Source organism: Ruminococcus sp., from assembly GCF_019423705.1.
In the GTDB taxonomy this organism is placed as follows: domain Bacteria; phylum Bacillota; class Clostridia; order Oscillospirales; family Ruminococcaceae; genus Hominimerdicola.
In genome coordinates this window covers 63,142-84,674 of sequence record NZ_JAHZAX010000006.1, presented here as the reverse complement: position 1 = coordinate 84,674, position 21,533 = coordinate 63,142, and the positions used below count along the sequence as shown (strand labels likewise).

Sequence of the window (21,533 nt, the reverse complement as noted above, 5' to 3'; positions counted from 1 at the left end):
TTTGTAATGGATATTTTTGAGGAAACAAGCGGTACTGAGAATGTATGCACCGTAAGTTATTTTTGGAAAGGTCTTGCGCTTTTTCTGCTTGGCGTGATAATCGGTTTGTTTGTTTCGCCTATCAAGAATGGCGTCACTATTGGCAGCAACAATAATATCCGCAAGGGTGGCTGCGACGATCATTTTGACCCTGACGATTATGATGATTTTGATTATGATGACGATGATGACGGCTATGAAGATGAAGGCGTAAAATTTTAACGAAAGGCGAAAATTGATATGAAACTTGGTATGGTAGGACTTCCTAACGTAGGAAAATCAACACTTTTTAATGCGCTTACAAATGCAGGCGCTGAATCGGCAAACTATCCTTTCTGCACTATCGAGCCGAATGTGGGAATTGTTTCTGTTCCCGATGAGAGGCTTGACAAGCTTGCAGAAATGTATCACCCTGTAAAGTTTACCCCTGCGACCCTTGAATTTGTGGATATCGCCGGACTTGTAAAGGGCGCTTCAAAGGGCGAAGGACTTGGCAACAAGTTCCTTTCAAACATCAGAGAGGTGGACGCTATCGTTCACGTTGTAAGATGTTTTGACGACCCTAACATCATTCACGTTGACGGTTCGATCAATCCACGCAGAGATATCGAAACTATCGACCTTGAGCTTATCTTCTCTGACGTTGAGCTTATCGAGAGAAAGCTTGACAGGACAAAGAAGGCGATGAAGGGCGACAAGTCGCTGGCTGCGGCTGTTGAATTTCTCGAGAAGCTGAAAGAGCACCTCGAGAGCGGCAAGCCTGCACGTTCATTCGATATGACAGAGGACGAGCTCGAGATACTCAAGGAAACTCCGCTGCTTTCATTGAAGCCTGTTATCTATGCGGCAAACCTTTGCGAGGAAGATTTCAGAAACAACATCGACAGCAACGAGCATTACAAGACAGTTTGCGAGATCGCAAAGAACGAGGGTTCGGCTGTGTTCCCTATCTGTGCGCAGATCGAGGCTGAGATATCTGATATGGACGACGAGGACAAGGAAATGTTCCTTGCCGATCTTGGACTTGAAACATCGGGTCTTAACAGAATAATCAAGGAAGGCTATTCGCTGCTTGGTCTTATCTCATATCTGACGGCAGGCGAGCCGGAAGTCAGAGCTTGGACGATCACAAAGGGCACGAAAGCTCCGCAGGCGGCAGGCAAGATACACACCGACTTTGAGAAGGGCTTTATCAGAGCCGAGGTCGTTTCATTCGACGATCTTATGAGCTGCGGTTCAATGGCTGCGGCAAAGGAAAAGGGTCTTGTTCGTCTCGAGGGCAAGGACTATGTTATGCAGGACGGCGATATCGTGCTGTTTAGATTCAACGTTTAATTTTTGCGATAAAAGGGCGGTAATTACCGCTCTTTTTTTGTGCCTTTTGTATGTGCAGAGTGCAATAAAATGGTGCGGTGGATTTGTGCAACTTTGCTTAATAAAATTCAATTTCTGTTGTAGAATAGTTCACATATTGATGTTATACTAATCTTCGGTCAAAAATAAGACACTTGGTTTTTACTGCGTTTTTACGCATTTTACGCAATTTGTGACAGGGAGGAAGTTTATGACAAAGAGTATGACGCAAGGCAATCCGCTGAAGCTTATTCTCAGCTTTGCGCTGCCGCTGCTTATCGGAAATCTTTTGCAGCAGACTTATAATATAATCGACGCCGCTATTGTCGGACGTTTTCTCGGTTCGGACGCTCTTGCGGCGGTGGGCGCTTCAAGCAGCGTGCAGTTTCTTGTGCTGGGATTTTGTATCGGCACGACGCTGGGCTTTGGCGTGCCTATCGCAAGGCATTTCGGTGCGGGAGACTTAAAAAAGCTAAAGGAATGTTTTTACAATTCTATCCTTCTGACGGCAGCATTTGCGGCGCTTTTGACAACAGTTTGCGCATTGCTTTGCAACGTGATACTTAAAGCACTTTCAACGCCTGCAAATATCCACGCCGACGCTTATAAATATCTGCTGGTGATATTCCTTGGGATACCTTTCACTCTGCTTTATAATTTGCTTTCGAGCGTGCTGAGATCGGTGGGGGACAGCAAAACGCCCTTTGTTTTTCTTGCCATATCCACGGTGCTGAACATCGGGCTTGACCTGCTTTTCGTTGTGGCGTTCAGATGGGGCTGTTCGGGTGCGGCTATCGCAACGGTGCTTGCGCAGGCAATCAGCGGAATACTCTGCGCAATTTTCATCACACGGAAAGTCAAAGTTCTCCAGCTCAGCAGAGAGGACAGGAACATTCACGGCAACACGATGCTCAATCTTATCATAATGGGCGTGCCGATGGGTCTGCAATATTCTATCACGGCTATCGGCTCGATGGTAATGCAGTCGGCAAACAACAAGCTTGGCAGCATTTACGTTTCGGGCTTCACGGCGGCTTCGAGGATAAAGCAGTTTACGATGTGCCCATATGACGCATTCGCAACGGGCGCTTCGGTATTCGCAAGCCAGAACCTTGGCGCAGGCAATCTCGACAGGATAAAGAAGGGCATACGCATTGGCGTTGCTGTCGGCGTGCTTTACGGACTGTTTGCAGGACTTGTGCTCATATTCTTCGGCAGAGAGCTTTCGATGATCTTTGTCAGCAAGGCGGACGTTGCGGTGCTGGACGCTTCGGCAAAATTCCTTTTCTGCGCAGGCTTTTTCTACTGGACGCTGGGAATACTCAACACTTGCAGAATGTGTACGCAGGGTCTTGGCTATTCGGGACTTGCGGTGTTCTCGGGCGTGACGGAAATGATCGCACGAATTGCCGTAAGTATGACGTTTGTAGGCAAATTCGGCTTTACGGCTATCTGCTTCACCGATCAGGCGGCTTGGGTATCGGCTTGTATCTACATAGTGCCGATATGTATTTCCTGCGTGAACAAGGCAGGACGTTCCATTAAAGGCGATCACGGTCAGCCTAAGCTTATTGAAAAATAGATTTGTGAAAGAGGCGGGGAACTGCCTCTTTTTTTGTGTGGAAATGAGCGTACACGGCTTGATTATTTTGCTGAAATATTATATAATGGTATAAGTATCACCAACGATCGGAGGATAAAATGGATATAAATATAAATGAGGGCGTGCAGGTCAGTTCAAATTCTGCTAAGGCGCAGAAGCTCAACAACGGGCTTATTTGGTTCATCTGCTTTTTGCCCCTTATAGGGCTTTTCTTTGAAAATTATGCCGACTCAAAGACCGCAGGCATTGTGCTTTGGGTGCTTGTGCCGCTGATGATGATCGGCTCTTCGCTGGCGGATATTGGGCAGCTTAGACGGCAGGGCATTGAGACGGACAGGCTCATCAAGTGGGTGTGGCTCACGCCGGTGTATGTTTATAAACGTGAGAAGCTTTGCGGAAGAGAGCTTTACAAGGCCATAATTTGCGGTTTTTTCGTGATAGCGGCGCTTTTTATGAACAGCTTCACGCAGAGCATAAAGATCGACACAGATTATATGACAATCTCGGCGCAGAACAGCTATGTGCAGAGCCTTGACAACTTTTCGGGCAGCTCTGCAAAGGTAATAGGCGACTGCATTACGGCTTATCTCGGCGAGGACGCTGAGTGGGGCTGCACAAAGGACGGGGATAATTACACCGTCACCGCTGAGGGCAGCCACGGCTCGGACAGCTACAAGATCACATTCGTGATAGTCTACGACGGCTTCACATATCGCAGCTTCAAGATATCGGACGTTGTGAAAAACGGCGTATCTCTCAGAGACGATGATTTCAGCGCCGCTTGCAAGGCGATATTCATTGACGGCGATGAAAGCTCAGAAAGCGATAGTAATGACAGCGATACTACGGATTCAAGTTCTGAGGCTTAATAACAAAAGGGCGGCTTGACCGCTCTTTTTTGTGCCTTAGTGATGATTTTCGCCATTGTGCCTTATATGTACAGGATAGGGAGGGCTTATTTGTGCATTGTACCAAAAGTGATAAATTTGTCACTTTATCTATTGACTTTGCAGGATAAAAGTGATATTATTGTCACACAAGGTGATAAATAAGTCACTTTAGATATACAGCTGTGTAAATCACAAATGAAAGAAGATGTAAAAATGAACGACAAAACGGAGACAAAGACAGACAAGATTTCATATAAAAAATATTACAGACAAATGGGTATTTTGGGCACGCTTGGCGGAGCGATGTGGATATTCTATTGGGTTATGGAAAAGGTGCTGCCGGCAATAAAGAAAGGGCACACACTTACCAATGTGATAAATCTGATAGTGTCGCTGGGAACGCTTGCGCTTATCGCTGTGTGCATAACTAAGATAATATCCACGGTCGGCAAAAGAGATACGGACGATGAGCTTGCTCAGCAGACGACGGCGAAGATCAATCAAACTTTTATAACGTTCCTGTTCACGATCGCCTGCCTGTTTATTTCGGTTATGACTTTGTTTTCCGATATTTTAGGAAGATTTAAGGTCACACTAAACGAATATGTTATAACGGGCTTGATATGGTTCTGCTATGCGGTGTACAATTTTATAGGACTGTATTTTGAAAGCAAGTTCGATGATGTAGACAATGACGAGGAATAGGACGAGAAGGGATAAAAATGAAATTGAGAAAAAAGAAAAATATCACCCTGAGAGAATATCACAAAAAGCGTATGTTTACTGGTATCGGAATACTTGTTACAGAGATATTTGAAAACACGGTAGAGCATTATGGGCTTGACGATACGGCTTGGGCGACGGCGATATTCGTTGTGCTGACAGCGTTTACAGTTATATTTGCGGCAATATGGCTGTATGCAAGCTTCCAAAATGTTGACAAAGAGGACGAAATGGCAAAAGAAAATATGCTCAAAGCGCATCAAAGCATCACAAACGTGTTTTTGATAATATTAGCAGTAGCGATCTTTATATCAATATTCTGGAACGGAAGCATAACCATTAAGATAAACAGCGACAGATTGTACCAAGTGTGGATGATATTCTGGTTCAGCTATATGACTCTTGAAAGCGGATTTTTCCTTCGTCAAGAGGGCAAGCTCAGCACCGATGAGGAGGACGAGTAATGCCGGAGCTTAAAACGAAACTCAAAGAATACCGTGCAAAGCTTGATATGAAGCAGGGCGATCTTGCGGAGCAAGTCGGCGTGCGGCGTGAGACTATCATACGTCTTGAAAAGGGGCAGTATAACCCTTCTTTGAAGCTTGCAATGGATATCGCAAAGGTTTTTGGCGTATCTGTGGAGGATATTTTCTCGTTTGAAGATGAGTAAATTCGGGCGTTTCGGTTTATATTTGATGATAGAGAGATAAATATTGAATATAAGTTGCAAATGCTTTTAATAGCTTTGGATATCGTCGAAATGCTATGTGTATTGATGCAAAGAACAAAAGTGAAATGAATTAAGAGAAATCGAGAGAAACGGAGTAAAACGGAGAGAATTAAAGAGAATAGGGGATATAAATTAAAAATTTGGCGTTTTGGCTATTGACAAGTCGGGAATGATGTTGTATAATAGACAACGTTGTGAGTTCACAGGACTGCTATGCGGCTGTGAACAGACTTTTTAAATTCTGAATGGAGGAAATAATATGTCAACTTATATGCCAAAAGCAGGCGACATTTCTCGCACGTGGTATATTCTCGACGCTGAAGGTCAGTCACTCGGTAGAGTTGCTGCAAAGGCTGCTCACATTCTTCGTGGCAAGCACAAGCCAACTTATGCACCTCACGCTGACTGCGGCGACCACGTAATCATCATCAACACAGATAAGGCTGTTCTTACAGGCAAGAAGCTTGATCAGAAGTCTTACAAGTGGCACACAGGCTGGATCGGCGGTCTCAAGGAGATCAAGTATTCAGATATGATGGCTAACCAGTCAGACAGAGCTATGACAATTGCTGTTGAGGGTATGCTCCCTAACAACACACTTGGCAGAGCTGCTGCAAAGAGACTCAGAGTATACAAGGGCGCAGAGCACAACAACGCTGCTCAGAAGCCTGTTAAATACGAACTGTAAGGAAGGAGCAATTTAGATGTACGAATCAAAGCAGCCATATTTCTATGGCACAGGTAGAAGAAAACATTCTGTTGCCCGTGTTCGTGTTTACGAGGGTACAGGTAAGATAACAATCAACGGCAGAGACATTGACGATTACTTTGGTCTTGAGACACTCAAGCTCATCGTTCGTCAGCCATTTGCTGTAACAGATACAATGGACAAGTACGACATCGTTTGCACAGTTGCAGGCGGCGGCGTTACAGGTCAGGCTGGTGCAATCAGACACGGTCTTTCAAGAGCTCTTCTTCAGGCTAGCGATGAGTTCAGACCTCTCCTCAAGAAGGAAGGCTTCCTCACTCGTGACCCAAGAATGAAGGAAAGAAAGAAGTACGGTCTCAAAGCCGCAAGACGTGCTCCACAGTTCTCAAAGAGATAATCGTACGCTTCATACAAAATCACAGGTACGCTCGTTTCGGGCGTGCCTTTTTTGTTGCCTTAAAATCTTTGGTTAAAAAATATTGAAATTTGCCCTTTACAAATTGAGATCGCTTGTGTTATAATAATATTTGTATGCAAAATTTTTTTACTATGATAGAGAATTTTTTCCTAATATAAAGAAAGGAAATGAGAAATGGCAAATAAAAAGGAATATACAAATGAAGATATAGTATCCCTTAAAGGCGAGGACAGGGTCAGAAAGCGCCCTGCGGTAATTTTCGGCTCGGACGGCCTTGAGGGCTGCAAACATTCGGTTTTCGAGATACTTTCAAACTCTATCGACGAAGCCCGTGACGGCCACGGAAACAAGATAATCGTCACGAAATATAACGACGATTCGATCGAGGTGGAGGACTTCGGACGTGGCTGTCCTGTTGACTACAACCAGCGTGAGAAAAAATACAATTGGGAGCTTGTTTACTGCGAGCTTTACGCAGGCGGTAAATATAACAACAACGGCGGCGATAACTACGAGTATTCGCTGGGTCTGAACGGACTGGGCGCTTGCGCTACTCAGTATTCGTCGGAGTTTATGGACGTTGAGGTTTTCCGTGACGGCTATAAATACGATCTGCACTTTGAAAAAGGCCGCAATGTCGGCGGACTGAAAAAAGAAGAGACCAAGCAGAAAAAGACCGGCACAAAGACCCATTGGCGCCCCGACCTTGAAGTCTTTACCGATATCAAGATCGAGAACGAGTATTTTGAGGACGTGCTTAAAAAGCAGGCTGTTGTGAACCCGAACATTACGTTTATTCTCCGTATCCAGCGTGAAAATAACTCTTTTGAAGAGAAAACTTTCTACTATGAAAACGGCATTGCCGATTATGTTGCCGAGATAGCAGGGGAGAAGCCGCTGACTTCGGTGCAGTATTTTACAGGCGATCGCAAGGGTCGTGACCGTGAGGACAAGGACGATTACAAGGTAAAGCTTTCGGTGGCTTTCACTTTCTCAAATCAGATAAAGTGTCTTGAATATTACCACAATTCAAGCTTTCTTGAGCACGGCGGCTCGCCGGAGGACGCTGTAAAAAGCGCTTTCACTTCGCAGATAAACGCCTACCTCAAGAGCAACAACAAGTATCTGAAAAACGAAAAGCCTATCACATTCCAAGATATCGAGGACTGCCTTGTGCTTGTTTCAAGCTCATTCTCGACCCAGACCTCTTATGCAAACCAGACCAAAAAGGCAATCACAAACAAGTTTATCAAGGAGTGTATGACTGAATTTTTGAAGCACAATCTTGAGATATATTTCATCGAGAACCCCGACGAGGCTGTAAAGATAGCCGAGCAGGTGCTTGTCAACAAGAGAAGCCGTGAGAAGGCAGAGAAGTCGAGGATCGACCTCAAGAAAAAGCTTGCTGGCTCTATCGACCTTTCAAATCAGGTGCAGAAATTCGTTGACTGCCGTTCAAAAGACCTTTCTCAGCGTGAGCTTTACATCGTGGAGGGTGACTCGGCGCTTGGTTCTGTTAAAATGGCAAGAAATGCCGAATTCCAGGCTGTTATCCCTGTAAGAGGTAAAATTCTCAACTGCTTAAAGGCCGATTATGACAAGATATTCAAGAACGAGATCATTACAGACCTTATCAAGGTCATCGGCTGCGGCGTTGAGGTCAAGACAGGCAAGAACAAGGAAATTTCTATGTTCAATCTCGATAATCTCCGCTGGAACAAAATAGTTATCTGTACCGATGCGGACGTGGACGGCTTCCACATCAGAACCCTTATCCTCACAATGCTTTACAGGCTTGTTCCTACTCTTATTGAAAAAGGATATGTTTATATTGCGGAATCACCGCTCTTTGAGATAACGACTTCCGACAAGACTTATTTTGCGTATGACGAAAATGAAAAAACAAAGATACTCAAAATGATAGGCGACAAGAAATTCGATATCCAGCGTTCAAAAGGTCTTGGCGAGAACGAGGCGGAGATGATGAGCCTTACAACAATGGACCCTGCCACAAGACGTCTTATAAAGATAGAGCCTGACGATATCGAGCAGACACAATGGATGTTTGATATGCTCTTGGGTGACGACTTGCAGGGCAGAAAAGATTTCATCACCAATAATGGTGTTGATTATCTGGATATGGCAGATATTTCATAAGCTGTTTGAGGGGAGAGCATTATGGACGCAATTTTTATATGGTCGTCTGCGCTTGTGATATGTGTTGGACTTCCATTGTTTTTCACAGTAATAAATGTTATAAGGCTTTTTGAGAATGCACCTAAAGAATTGGACAGACCGCTGTTTGATGTGCTGACGGTGGTAATCGGTTCGCTGCTGTCTGTTTTTGACCTTGACGGGTTAGGTCTTGGCGTTGAATATGATGTTCCTCTAACTGTTCATAGGGAATTTCATACACCCATAGCAGGGGAGTATAGGTTTAGTTTTTTCTTCCTGTTTTTTATAGCTATGGTGTGCATTGTACTGTTGAGTGTTATAACAAAGAGAAAACCGCCGTTGTTTGCGGCTATGCTCATTGCAGGGGTGTATATGGGCAATGTGCTTGATATACTGCTGGTGATACAGCTTTTGAAGAATATGGATAACTTTTTCACGGTGATGATGTTGGTTTTTCCAATGAATTATATGCTTATGTCCGTAAGGCTCATTCGCCGTGAAATAAAGGCGCAGACGGGATATCTCAGCAATTCGGCGGAGAAAAGCGGCTTTATGGGCTGGCTTAATAAGCTTCTCACAAAAAGCCTTGGTTGGTATCTTATCAGCTTTGTGGCAATGATACCGCTCCTTGCGGTGATGCTTTTGATACTTGTTTTATTTGGACAGCGCCCTGACAGCATAGTAAAGGTTTTCACGGAAACAGCCGATTGGACGTTTTCTCAGCAGATACCTCCGCCGCCTGATTACTCACAAGGGCATTATCTTTGCACAGTTGCGGCAGGGGGTCACGCTAAGCTCGTCAAACCTCAGCGAATGGGTCTGCGGCGTGGGGATAAGATAGTTGTGAACAGACAGCTTTGTGTTGCAAACGCATTTGAAGAGCTTATACAGGATAAGCTTCCACGTTTTCACAAATGTGTGAGAAGCTTTTACGATAAACACGGATATCCCATTTCACAGCATATATCGACGAAATTGCGTGCTGATGTGGTCTATATCCTTATGAAACCACTTGAATTTATTTTTATTGCGGTGCTGTATATGTTTGACGCCGATCCCGAAAGCAGGATCGCTATGCAGTATACAGGCAAAAAGTGCACCGACCTTACGAACTTTATGAAAGGATAGATTTTATGGCAAGAAAAAAGGCAGAGCCTAAAAAGACTGCTAAACCAAATAACAACGCATATATCGAGGGTGCAGGACTTGTTGCAGATGAAAAGATAACAATGTCTCTTGAAAAGAACTATATGCCATATGCCATGAGCGTTTTGGTATCAAGAGCGTTCCCTGAGATAGACGGCTTTAAGCCCTCACACAGAAAACTGCTTTATACCATGTATAAAATGGGACTTTTGAACGGCAAGCTTACAAAGTCTGCAAATATTGTTGGTTCGACGATGAGGCTCAACCCTCACGGCGACAGCGCAATTTATGAAACTATGGTGCGACTTTCACAGGGCAATGAAGCCCTTTTGCATCCATATGTAATGAGCAAGGGAAACTTTGGTAAAGCCTATTCGAGAGATATGGCATACGCCGCTTCACGATACACCGAAGCAAAGCTTATGCCTATCTGTCAAGAGCTTTTCGGCGATATCGACAAGGACACAGTTGACTTTGTGCCAAACTATGATAACACCACGAAAGAGCCGACCCTGCTGCCTGCGACTTTTCCGTCAATACTTGTAAACGCAAATGTCGGTATCGGCGTATCAATGGCTTCATCGGTTTGCCCGTTCAATCTCACGGAAGTCTGCGAGACCACTATCGGGCTTATGAAAGACCCCGACTTCAACGTGCTGGAGACCCTTAAAGGTCCAGACTTCCCGGGCGGAGCTTCTTTGCTTTACGACGAAGAGGAGCTTGACCGCATTTACCGCACGGGCAAAGGCTCAGTCAAGCTGAGGGCGAAGTATCAGTACGACAAGGATTCGAGATGTCTTGAGATCGTTGAGATACCGGCGACCACAACAGTTGAAGCAATAATCGAGAAGATAATCGCACTTGTGAAGGCTGGCAAGATAAGGGAGATATCATATATCCGTGACGAGACCGACATCAACGGCTTGAAGATCGGTATCGACATCAAAAAGGGCGTTGACCCCGACAAGCTTATGCAGAAGCTTTATAAGCTCACGCCGCTGCAAGATTCTTATTCCTGCAATTTCCATATACTTGTACACGGCTATCCGAAGATAATGGGCGTTTACGATATCCTCAAAGAGTGGGTAGCGTTCAGAATGGAATGTGTTCGCCGCAGGACGAGTTTTGATCTGCAAAAGAAAAAGGAAAAGCTGCACCTGCTGAAAGGTCTCGGAAAGATACTCCTAGACATCGACAAGGCGATAAAGATAATCAGAGAGACAGACGAAGAGACGGAAGTTGTGCCGAACCTTATGCTTGGCTTTGGCATTGACGAGGTGCAGGCGGAATATGTAGCAGAGATCAAGCTGAGACATCTCAACCGTGAGTACATCCTCAAAAAGACCGCCGAGACCTCAGACCTTGAAAAGGCTATCGCAGAGCTGGAAGACATTCTTGGCAGCGACAGGAAGATCAAGGCGATAATCACATCGGAGCTTAAGGACGTTGTGAAGAAATACGGTCAGCCGAGGAGGACGCAGTTCTATTATAAGACTGACATTGAGGAGATCGACGAAGAGGACGACATCCCTGACTATTCCTGCAAGCTGTTCTTGTCCCAGAGCGGCTATTTCAAGAAGTGCACGCCGCAGTCATTGAGAATGGCAAGCGAGCAGAAATACAAAGAGGGCGACGGCCCATTGCAGGAGATCGAGACAACCAACAAGTCAGAGCTTCTGTTCTTCTCGGACAAGTCCTCGGTCTACAAGACGAAGGTATCGCAATTTGGCGACACAAAGGCCAGCGCTTTGGGCGATTACATTCCTGCGAAGCTTGGATTTGACGAGGGCGAGGGTGTGACGTCGATGGTGAACACGGCTGATTACTCGGGCTATATGATCTTCTGTTTTGAAAACGGCAAGGTAGCGAAAGTGCCTTTGAACGCATACGAGACAAGGACCAACCGAAAGAAGCTTGCCAACGCATACTCTTCAAAGGCGAAGCTGATAGCGATGTTCTTTGTACAGGACAACGCAGAGATAATGCTGCGGACGACCAACGGCAGGGCGATGATATTTGACACGGCTTTGCTTATGCCGAAGTCCACGAGAGACACCATAGGCGTACAGGTTATGACCCTGAAGGCGAAGAATGCACTTGTAGAAAAGGCGTTCATAGTTGATGAGGATACGGCTGCTGATCTATCCAAATACCGCAGCAAGACCATTCCTGTGGCTGGTTGTTTTGCAAAGGACATTGAAGATCCGGATCAGATGCACTTATGATTTTGTTTTTTTATTTTAGGGAGAGACCTCTTTGTGGGGTCTCTTTTTGCGGTTAGATGCAAGTACAAACGTTCTATGTGGAACATTTAGGTATGTTGAAAAACAGCAAGTCAGCGGACGACCAAAGGTCGCCCCTACAAAAATACATCGCCGCTAGGCGATACCTTCATTCCTCATTCCTCACTCCTCGCTAAATTTGACACACTTCGGCATTTATGCTATAATTACAGTATATAGCTTTCAGGGGAGTGCTGATCTATGGATTGTCCAAAATGTAGAAAACCTATTGACGAAAATGACGTTGTTTGCCCTAACTGCGGCACTCAGCTCAGACCCGATAAGGATACTTCTATTATCAAAAAGTTTCGCAAAAATGATGATAAATACTCGAAAAAACACCAAAATACAGGCCTCGGCAAGCTTGCTGAACAAAAACGCAAGCTCTCAGGCGGCAATCTCAAAATCGTGCTTTTTGCTATCGCCCTCATCCTGCTGGTCGTCCTCGTGGTGCTTATAGTCGTCAATGTCGTCAAGTCCAAAGGCGAAAGCACAGCTGAGAAGATCTCTCAGTACATCGGTGCGGACGTCGGTAAGGCGCAGAAGTCTCTCGATATGCACTTCAAGGACGAGTCGGTCTATCAAGGCGTTAACAATGCGCTGAATTTCGATTACATCGTCGAGGCTGATGACAGCATTAAGGTGGACGGCATTTCCTACCCCGAGTGGGCGGCTCTTGTGACTGTTGACGATAAGGAGCGCATTGAAAGTGTCAAGTATGCCGATTTCAGCACGCTGAAAAAGGATTCAGACGGCGAAGGAAAGAACAAGGCCATAAATCTTGACAAGTTTGAAAAGGGCGCAAAGTGGAGCGATCTTTCTAGTGCGGTCGATCTTGATTATTATAGCATTATATGGAACAAAGATACAAAAACATACGTTTATCGCTATTGGTATGAGAACGATGCAGGGGACAGACAGCCTGTCGTGCTCAATGCCGTGTTCGATACTGACAATAAGTACCTTTATTATACATCGACCCCTGTCTATCCGCAGAATTTGTGATGATCGCAGGCTTTTAGGGCTGTCGGCGATAAACCCTTGACTGTTATCAGATGTTACAGAATAAATACAAATTATTGCGCAAAGTCTACAATTCGGCAATTTTCCTTGACTTTGTAATAGGTCATAATGTATAATCTATAATTGGTGGTTAATATCGGATAGCCACCTAAAACTAAAAGGAGGTGTCATAGGTATGGAGGATCTTAGCAGAAAATTGTGTATGGGCTGTATGAATGAGCTCGACGCAGACGGACGCTGTCATCATTGCAGCTATACCGACGATATCCCACATCTTCAGTCATATCTTGCACCAAGAACGGTGCTCGACAATAGATATATAATCGGCAAAATGCTTTCTTATAACGGCGAGGGTGCTTCCTATATCTGTTATGATATGGTAGGAAAGTGCAAGTGCGTTGCAAGAGAGTATATGCCCGATACACTTTGCGAACGTGACCGTGACAGCCAGTCGTTGGTTGTCAACCCCGATTGCCTTGCAAAGTATAAGACCTTTATGTCCGAGTTTGCGGATATGAATAAGGTGCTTTCACGAATGAGAAATCTCCAGCATATCGCCACCGCAAAGGATATGTTCTGTGAGAATAATACGACTTATGTTATCCTCGAGTACGTCGAGGGCGTTTCGCTCAAAAAGTTTTTGCAGTCGAACACGGGCTTCCTTACTTGGGAGCAGGTCAAAAAGCTGTTCGTGCCGCTGTTCACAACGCTGAGTATCGTCCACAATGCGGGCATTATCCATAGGGGTATCTCACCAGAGAATATCATCGTTACAACTGATTGCGAGCTAAAGCTCACGGGCTTTTCTATAAGCTCTATCAGAACTTCAAATACAGGGCTTTCGCCTGAATTCTATTCGGGCTATACCGCACCTGAGCAGTATTCATCGCTTGAGTGGCAGGGCACTTGGACGGACGTTTATGCCGTTGCCGCCGTGCTTTATAGGATACTCACGGGCTGTATGCCGCTTGACGCTTATACTCGAACACGCAATGACACAATGGTCGAGGCCTGCCGTGTCAACCCGAGGATTCCTCAGCATATCTCACGAGTGCTCGCCAGAGCGATGAGAGTGCGTGGCGAGGAGAGGATACAGACTATCACAGAGCTGGTGGCTGCGCTTTTTGAACAGCATACTACTCATATGGAGCACCCGAAGGGCTCAACGCAGACCATTCCTATCCAGCACGTCCCGAAAAAGAGACCTGTTCAGCAGCCTGCTGAGGAGGAGAAGAAAAAGAACAAGACCGCCGTTATTATCGGCTGGGTGGTGCTTGTTATCGTGCTGATGTTGTCGGTGTTCCTGCTTTATGAGCTGTTTTCGGGACCGTCAGAGTATGACGACGCTTCATCGGTGAACAAGGTCGTGTCCGAGGATGATTATGAACAGCCCGACAGCGAGGTATATGTTTACAGCACGACTGTTGCGACACCTGCGACCACCGCCGCTGAAAGCCAGTCTGAATACGGCTATGGCTCGATTATGCCGAACGTTGTGGGACTTGAATATAATACGGTAGTTAAACAGCTTGGCGAGGATTTCACTATCAAGACGGATTATTTCTATTCGGATATAGATGATAAGGGCGTGGTCTATGAGCAGAGTATCCCTGAGGGTACTGACTTTGACCCGAACCTTAAAAACGAGCTGACCCTTAAAGTTTGCGCAGGCCCCGAGAACGTGCCTGTTCCTGACTATTCGGGTCTCAGCAAGAAGTCTTATCTCGAGCTGCTTGACAGTTTTAACATCAAGTATAAGATCATTACAGACTTCTCAAGCTCTGTTTCCGCAGGATATGTTATGGGCACAAGCGTGGCTGTGGGCAATACTGTCAATGTTAAAAATGGCGATGTTCTTACTGTCACAGTATCCGCCGGCATCGTTACGACCACCACAACAACTGCCGCTTCTACGACGGAAAATAAGACCACGACGACCACTCAGAGCTCCGCTGAACCGGCTGTCACCGAAGCTCCGCAAGAGTAGCGAAAACGTTTTATAATGTGTTTAATAAAATGTTAAAAAATAAACAAAGCCCTTGACAATTCAGGGGCTTTGTGTTATGCTTGATAAGGATAATTAGGAAAGTAACAAGAATTTGTTTCTTGATTTGGAGGTATTTTAAATGGCTAAGAAAATCGGCGTATTGACCAGCGGAGGAGACGCTCCGGGAATGAACGCTGCTGTAAGAGCAGTTTGCAGAGCAGCACTTCAGAAGGGTATGGAGGTCGTTGGTATCCAGAGAGGATATAACGGTCTGCTTAACGGCGAAGTTATTGAAATGAATGCAAGATCAGTTTCGGGCATTATCCAGAGAGGCGGTACTTGTCTTTATACTGCAAGATGTCCTGAATTCAGAGATATCGAAGGCGTTAAGAAGGGCAGAGACAAGTGTCTCGAAATGGGTCTCGATGGTATCGTTGTCATCGGCGGCGACGGCTCGTTCAGAGGTGCGGCTGACCTTTCAGCACAGGGTATACCTTGTATCGGCCTCCCAGGCACTATTGATAATGATATCGCTTGCACAGAGTATACGATCGGTTACGATACAGCTATGAATACAGCTATGGAAATGATCGACAAGATCAGAGACACAGCACAGTCACACGACAGATGTTCTGTTGTTGAGGTAATGGGCAGAAACGCAGGCTACATCGCTATCAACGTTGGCGTTGCAGTTGGCGCTGAGGCAGTTATCACTCCTGAAAAGCCTTTCGATCTTAATCAGATCGCTAAGAATATGGAGCAGACTAAGAAGTCTGGCAAGACACACTTCATCATCGTTGTTGCTGAGGGTGTCGGCAAGACTGAATACATCACAAGAACACTTCAGGATCTTACAGGCATCGAGTCAAGAGCAACAGTTCTCGGCCACGTTCAGAGAGGCGGCTCTCCAACAGTAAGAGACAGAGTCGTTGCAACACAGATGGGTTACCACGCTGTTGAGCTGCTCGAGCAGGGCATCGGCAATAGAGTTGTTGGTATGAAGGATAACAAGATCTATGATGTTGATATCCAGGAAGCTCTTTCTATGAAGAAGCCTTTCGAGGACGAGCTTTACGATATTCTTAATAAGACAGCATTCTAATTCACTTTTTAGTGATGTTTTGTCCCATTGTGGACTTGACATATTACAGAGTAGAAAACTGAGCGTTAAGTGTCCGTCGGACGGGGAGTTGCCGTCGGAACGAAAAAGGCAGAACCTTTGCGGTTCGGTTTTCGCATCCCGCTGAATGTGTAATTGAAGCTTTTCTATGGCAGCTTCTGCACATACCATACGGGTATAGTGCAGGGCTGCTTTTTTGCTCCCGTTATGCACAAGGCGATAAGCTCGCATTGAATAAAAGGAGGTAAAATTATGAAGAGCTTTGGAAAAATGTTCTATGATTCTTTCAAATCGCTGAAAGACCTTAGAACTCTCACAACAACAGGAATACTGATCGCTCTGGCATTTGCGATCAGGTCGTTCTCGATCGAGGTAACGCCCGATCTGAGGATAGGCTTAACGTTCCTTGCAACTTGCACTATCGGTATGCTTTACGGCCCCGTGGTATGCGGTGCGTCAACGTTTTTGCTTGACTTTATCGGCTATATCGTGCAGAACAAGTCGCCGAGAGCTTACAGCCCGCAGCTTGCGCTGGTGGTAATAATTTCGGGTATAATTTACGGCTGCCTGCTCTATAAGTGCGATTTTAACAACAAAAAGGTGCAGAGCTTTGTAAGAATAGCCATTGCAAGAACGGCTGTTATACTGTTTTGCAATATCGGCCTTAATTCCTATTTCCTGTACACACTTTATGTGAACAAAACTTTCGGTATCACCAATTTCACCCGTGAAGGTCTCAGCGGTTTCCTTACATACTGCACGCCAAGAGTTATCAAGAACCTCGTTCAGCTCCCTGTCGATCTTGTGCTGCTTATGGTGTTCCTGCCTGCGGTGAAGTTTGCCTATGAAAAGGTTAGAAATCAGTTCGGACATAGTGTTAAAACTTCTGTTTGATTAAATTTGATATTGATGATTGCGGCGGTCTGAAAGGGTCGCCGCTTATTTGTGCGATTTTGTATGAAAAGTGAATTTGCACAATGGGTCGGGGGAAAGCTTTGTGAAATTTAGGTGAAACACTTGAAATCAAGGGCAAAATAGTGTATAATTAAAATTAAGTTATTTTTAAGGCAAAATGCTATTGAAAGGTCTTGTTTTATATGATAAATGTTGGTTTTATAGGCGCAGGCAATATGGGCTACGCCATTATGAAGGGCATTGCAGGAAGCGAAATGGGCAAGGATATCCAGCTTCACGCTTTCGACAAATATGCACCCATACTTGAAAGGCTCGACGAGCTTGGAACGATCAAGTGCGGAAATTGCGCTGAGGTCGTTGAAAAGTGTCAGTACGTTTTTCTCGCTATCAAGCCCCAGCAGCTTGACGAGGTGCTTGACGAGATAGCAAATGCTGTCACGAAAGATACAGTTATCGTGTCGATCTGCGCTGGTATAACGGACGATTACATCGCTTCAAAGACTGTCGCTGGCGCAAAAGTCGTGCTGGTTATGCCGAATACTCCGCTGCTTCTCGGCGAGGGCGCAACGGCGCTTTCACGTTCTGACAGCGTTTCAGATGACGAGTTCGCACTTGTGTGCAAGATTTTCGGAAGCTGCGGAATGTACGCTGTTATCTCAAAGGACAAGATGAAGGAGATAATCGCAATAAACGGCTCTTCACCTGCGTTTATCTATCTTTATGCGCAGGCTTTCGTTGAGTACGCAAAGAGCGTTGACATTGACGAGACCGTTGCGAGAGACCTCTTTGCAAAATCGCTTATCGGCTCGGCAAAGATGATAACAGACAGCGGAAAGAGCCTTGACGAGCTTATCGAAATGGTATCCTCAAAGGGCGGCACAACTATCGCAGGACTTGAAAAGCTCCGTGAGGGCGGTCTTGCAAAGGCTGTTGAGGAGTGCTGCAAGGCCTGCACAAAGCGTGCTTACGAGCTTTCAAAGTAATTAAAAATACAGCGGGCGCATATACATTACTCAAAGGAGTGATGTATAATGGTCGGACGGACAAATGCCGTGACGTATAAGCCCGGATTTTTCGCATTTCTTATGGGTGCGGTGCTGCTTGGTGCGCTTATGGGCACGCTGACGTTCTGCTTTATGGACGGAGCGGTGCTTTCAAGGCTGGCTGTGTTTCAGAGCGGATTTTTAAGCCTGCGGCAGTCGGGGGAGCTTGGCAGCATTATGGTGAAAGCTTTTGCCGGCTCAACTGTGTATATGCTGGCGGTGTTCCTGCTGGGCTTTTCGGCGGTGGGACAGCCTTTCGCCGTGGGCGTGCTCGTTTTAAAGGGAATGGGCTGCGGCGTGGCGATGTGTCAGCTTTATGCGGATATGGGCAGGCAGGGGATAGCTTACTCGGCGGCGCTTATTCTTCCGTCGGCGGTGATAACTTCGGCGGCGCTGGCTTTCGGGGCAAGAGAAGCTGTGGTTATGTCTGATATGCTGCTTCGGGTCACTCTTTCTGACAGGCAGGAAAGCGGTCTGCGTGAAGCCCTGCGGCTTTATCTTGCGAAATTTCTCACGCTTGAAGCTGTGTTAGCTGTGGCGGCGGCTGTGGAATGTCTCAGCACGCTGCTTGTATCGGAATTTTTCTAAAAAATATTAGGGTAGCCGAAAGGCATTTCTTGGGGATAATAAAGACTGGCTTGGTCTTAAAATTAAGGAGCATTATAATGGCGTTATTTGGAAACTATAATACACCCGGCAGGGGCGTACTTAAAGCCCCCCAGGAGAAAAAGGGCATTTTCAAGTTCTTTGAGATATACGGCAGGCATATGTGGAAGCTTATGGAACTCAACCTGCTTTATGTGGTCTTTTGTATCCCTGTGATAACATTCGGACCTGCAACGGCGGCGATGACAAAGGTCTGCCGCAATTATTCTCAAGAGCGAAATGCTTTTCTGCTGCACGATTTCTTGGATTCATTCAAGAAAAATTTCAAGCAGGGCCTCGGAATGGGCATTGTGGATATTATTTTCGCCGCAGGATTTATCGTGGGCATACCGATGTACAAATACTGGGCTGAACAGAATTCGATGATCTACATTCCCTTCGTGCTGTGCATAAGCTGTCTTATCGTGTTCTTTATGATGCATTTTTACATCTACATTATGATAAGCTCCACCAATCTGAAAATGAAGCAGATCATCAAGAACTCGTTTTATCTTGTGAGCCTTGGGCTTAAACAGTCATTGTGGACGCTGCTGGTGTCCCTTATCGTGCTGGTGCTGGTATATCTGTTCCTACCTTATTCGCTGTTTATCCTGCCGATCTGGCCGCTTTCCTTCATCTGTTTCGTGACCTGCTTTAACTGCTATCCTGTTATCAGAAAGCACGTTATCCAGCCATACTACGATCAGAGGGGCGAGGAGAACCCTGAGTTCGCATACAAGAACGCCGACCCTGACGAGCAGCTTTTCGAGGACAAGGCTGCCGAGGAGACCCCTGTTCAGAACAAGCAGAGCAGGAAAAAGGGCAAGACTATATCGTGATGCAACGTCGCTGCGGCATAATGCTGCGGCGGCTTTTTTGTATTTGCAGACGTGCAAATTGTACGATTTTTTCAGCAGTCTGTCATAAAACTGTCACATAGGTCGGGTAATATATAATCAAAGGTAAGGGAACAAAAAGAGTTTCCGAGAATGAATACTACATATACTTTTTTCTCCATATATACTTCATATACTTCTGAGGAACGCAGGCTTTCGGGTCTGCGTTCTTTTTTGGCTGATTATTTGTATAGTTGGACAAGAAATACTAGGTTTTGCGGCAGTTTGTTAATTAGCTGTCCCTTTTTTGGTATTATTAATACAAGTTTTAATAAATTTGTTCAAAGTGCAAAGAAATCGCCGCCATTTTTGTGGATACTGCAATCAAAATGTACAGGTGATGTAACCTAGTGTTCATAAACAGTACACAAACGGCAACGAAAACGTGTTCAAAATTACAATTTGATTACACGCAGCCTTGACATTTGTAATAGAATTGTTTATAATGTTAGATAGTTTATTATGAATAAATGTAACTTTAGGAATATACGAAATACACGAAAGGAGCGTTTTGAAATTGGGTTATCTTAGATCTGGGATCTCACGATCGATGGCTGTGCTTTCTGCCTGCGGCGTTATCGCTGTGTCGGCTGTGAGCTTTGCGGCTATCGACAAGACCGTTATTAAGCCCTGCGACGTGCTTCCGCCCGACAATGCGAAAGTTGTAACAGAGGATAATGTTGTTACTGCCGCTGTTATGGGCGATGTGACTTCTGCTGAGATCACGGCGACGGAGACATCTAAAGATTCAAAAACTGAGGCGGCAAAGGCTGTTAAGACTGAGACCGCCACAAAGAAGTCAAAAACTGAGGCGACAACTTCGACGGCTGCCGAGGCCGTTCCTGCGGTGACGACAACTATACCTGTTTCAGAGCTTCCTGCTTCTGTGACAGCTTCTCAGAGCGCTTCCGAGATCGTGACGACTGCTCCTGCTGTGCTGACTGGAACAAAAATGTCTGTCAGCAACATAAACAAGGCAAACGTTGGCGAGACAAAGCGTACAAGCCTTACGACTTCCGCCGAGACGACCCCTTCGGAGACTGAGCCGGAGACAACTACGACTTCTGCTCCTGCAACAAGCGAGACTGCTGCGGAGACGACCTCGCAGACTGTTTCAACATCTGCTGAGACCACCACAACTACTAAGACGACCACCACAACAAAGGCTTCGGCTTCGGAGACGACTTCTGCCACAACTACAACAGTCAAGACTTCTGTGACCACAACTACAACGCCAAAGCAGACAACGACTTCTGCTCCAACAACTACCACAAAGAAGCCGACAACTACGACTGTTAAGCCTGTTGACAATGGCAAGACCCCTGAGTCAAGACTTAATTCAGCGGCGCTTGTCCCAAATGCCACACTCAATGGCAATGAGGACAAGATCTTGAGAAAGTACCTTGCAAAGATCGTCACGGACGATATGACGGGCTATCAGAAGGCGCTGGCTTGCTATGATTATCTTATAAAGAACACTTATTATGCTTACGGCGGCTGGTCAAAGCCTGTTCAAGCTGTCCTTGAAGAGGGCTACGGCACTTGCACGGAGTATTCTTACGTTTATGCCGCAATGCTCAATTACATCGGTTACAGCGCAAAGACTGTTGACGGTATGACCGCAATGGCTGCCGGTGGATACGGTTATCATATGTGGGTGGAAGTAACGATAAACGGACAGGTCTATGTTATGGATCCACAGGTCGATGACAATATGAGCTGGGGCGGAAACATTTCTCACGACCGCTTCTGTAAGACTTATGATGAGGTAAAGGGCAAGTACATTAAGGGTGTATAAGCTCTGCATTTGACCTCACTACAATACTGATTTATGAA

At 45.7% G+C, this 21,533-nt stretch carries 20 protein-coding genes and 1 riboswitch; all 20 genes read left to right on the top strand.

Annotated features, from left to right (window positions below; genetic code table 11):
* Positions 1-6 precede the first annotated feature (6 nt).
* Positions 7-261, top strand: coding sequence for a hypothetical protein (locus QZ371_RS06475; RefSeq protein ID WP_295210819.1), 255 nt, complete (start codon positions 7-9; stop codon positions 259-261).
* Between the two features lie 18 nt (positions 262-279).
* Positions 280-1,374 carry a redox-regulated ATPase YchF gene (gene ychF, locus QZ371_RS06470; protein WP_295210817.1) on the top strand — a complete coding sequence of 365 codons (1,095 nt, stop codon included), beginning with the start codon at positions 280-282 and terminating at the stop codon, positions 1,372-1,374.
* A gap of 229 nt (positions 1,375-1,603) precedes the next feature.
* On the top strand, positions 1,604-2,974 hold the full coding sequence (locus QZ371_RS06465; RefSeq protein WP_295210807.1) for an MATE family efflux transporter: 1,371 nt from the start codon (positions 1,604-1,606) through the stop codon (positions 2,972-2,974).
* 119 nt (positions 2,975-3,093) lie between these two features.
* Positions 3,094-3,864, top strand: coding sequence for a hypothetical protein (locus QZ371_RS06460; protein ID WP_295210805.1), 771 nt, complete (start codon positions 3,094-3,096; stop codon positions 3,862-3,864).
* A 234-nt stretch (positions 3,865-4,098) separates the two neighbouring features.
* The gene (locus tag QZ371_RS06455) at positions 4,099-4,590 is read left to right on the top strand and encodes a hypothetical protein (protein ID WP_295210803.1); all 492 of its coding nucleotides are present in this window, start codon (positions 4,099-4,101) and stop codon (positions 4,588-4,590) included.
* A gap of 17 nt (positions 4,591-4,607) precedes the next feature.
* Positions 4,608-5,072 carry a hypothetical protein gene (locus QZ371_RS06450; protein WP_295210801.1) on the top strand — a complete coding sequence of 155 codons (465 nt, stop codon included), beginning with the start codon at positions 4,608-4,610 and terminating at the stop codon, positions 5,070-5,072.
* Complete coding sequence (locus QZ371_RS06445) at positions 5,072-5,278, top strand: helix-turn-helix transcriptional regulator (RefSeq protein ID WP_295210799.1); 207 nt, start codon at positions 5,072-5,074, stop codon at positions 5,276-5,278. Before QZ371_RS06450 ends, QZ371_RS06445 begins: the two co-directional genes overlap by 1 nt.
* 319 nt (positions 5,279-5,597) lie before the next feature.
* The gene (gene rplM / locus QZ371_RS06440) at positions 5,598-6,026 is read left to right on the top strand and encodes a 50S ribosomal protein L13 (protein WP_295210797.1); all 429 of its coding nucleotides are present in this window, start codon (positions 5,598-5,600) and stop codon (positions 6,024-6,026) included.
* Between the two features lie 16 nt (positions 6,027-6,042).
* The gene (rpsI, locus tag QZ371_RS06435) at positions 6,043-6,444 is read left to right on the top strand and encodes a 30S ribosomal protein S9 (protein ID WP_295210795.1); all 402 of its coding nucleotides are present in this window, start codon (positions 6,043-6,045) and stop codon (positions 6,442-6,444) included.
* A 195-nt stretch (positions 6,445-6,639) separates the two neighbouring features.
* Positions 6,640-8,622 (top strand): toprim domain-containing protein, encoded by a 1,983-nt coding sequence (locus QZ371_RS06430; protein WP_295210794.1) that lies wholly within the window; start codon positions 6,640-6,642, stop codon positions 8,620-8,622.
* Positions 8,623-8,643: 21 nt separating this feature from the next.
* On the top strand, positions 8,644-9,768 hold the full coding sequence (locus QZ371_RS06425) for a DUF6688 family protein (protein WP_295210792.1): 1,125 nt from the start codon (positions 8,644-8,646) through the stop codon (positions 9,766-9,768).
* A gap of 5 nt (positions 9,769-9,773) precedes the next feature.
* The gene (locus QZ371_RS06420) at positions 9,774-12,011 is read left to right on the top strand and encodes a DNA topoisomerase (ATP-hydrolyzing) subunit A (protein ID WP_295210790.1); all 2,238 of its coding nucleotides are present in this window, start codon (positions 9,774-9,776) and stop codon (positions 12,009-12,011) included.
* 258 nt (positions 12,012-12,269) lie between these two features.
* Positions 12,270-13,073: a zinc ribbon domain-containing protein gene (locus tag QZ371_RS06415; protein WP_295210788.1), complete on the top strand. Its 804-nt coding sequence runs from the start codon at positions 12,270-12,272 to the stop codon at positions 13,071-13,073.
* A 193-nt stretch (positions 13,074-13,266) separates the two neighbouring features.
* Positions 13,267-15,078 carry a PASTA domain-containing protein gene (locus QZ371_RS06410; protein WP_295210786.1) on the top strand — a complete coding sequence of 604 codons (1,812 nt, stop codon included), beginning with the start codon at positions 13,267-13,269 and terminating at the stop codon, positions 15,076-15,078.
* Positions 15,079-15,217: 139 nt separating this feature from the next.
* Complete coding sequence (pfkA, locus tag QZ371_RS06405) at positions 15,218-16,180, top strand: 6-phosphofructokinase (RefSeq protein WP_295210784.1); 963 nt, start codon at positions 15,218-15,220, stop codon at positions 16,178-16,180.
* A 44-nt stretch (positions 16,181-16,224) separates the two neighbouring features.
* A riboswitch (THF riboswitch) is annotated at positions 16,225-16,326 on the top strand.
* Between the two features lie 124 nt (positions 16,327-16,450).
* Entirely contained in the window at positions 16,451-17,092 is a 642-nt protein-coding gene (locus QZ371_RS06400) for a folate family ECF transporter S component (protein ID WP_295210782.1), read from the top strand.
* Positions 17,093-17,295: 203 nt separating this feature from the next.
* Positions 17,296-18,096, top strand: coding sequence for a pyrroline-5-carboxylate reductase (gene proC, locus QZ371_RS06395; RefSeq protein ID WP_295210780.1), 801 nt, complete (start codon positions 17,296-17,298; stop codon positions 18,094-18,096).
* 48 nt (positions 18,097-18,144) lie between these two features.
* Positions 18,145-18,744, top strand: a complete 600-nt coding sequence (locus tag QZ371_RS06390; RefSeq protein ID WP_295210779.1) for a hypothetical protein — start codon at positions 18,145-18,147, stop codon at positions 18,742-18,744.
* Positions 18,745-18,821: 77 nt separating this feature from the next.
* Positions 18,822-19,640, top strand: coding sequence for a YesL family protein (locus QZ371_RS06385; RefSeq protein ID WP_295210777.1), 819 nt, complete (start codon positions 18,822-18,824; stop codon positions 19,638-19,640).
* Positions 19,641-20,214: 574 nt separating this feature from the next.
* Positions 20,215-21,495 carry a transglutaminase domain-containing protein gene (locus QZ371_RS06380; RefSeq protein ID WP_295210776.1) on the top strand — a complete coding sequence of 427 codons (1,281 nt, stop codon included), beginning with the start codon at positions 20,215-20,217 and terminating at the stop codon, positions 21,493-21,495.
* The last annotated feature ends 38 nt before the right edge of the window (positions 21,496-21,533 follow it).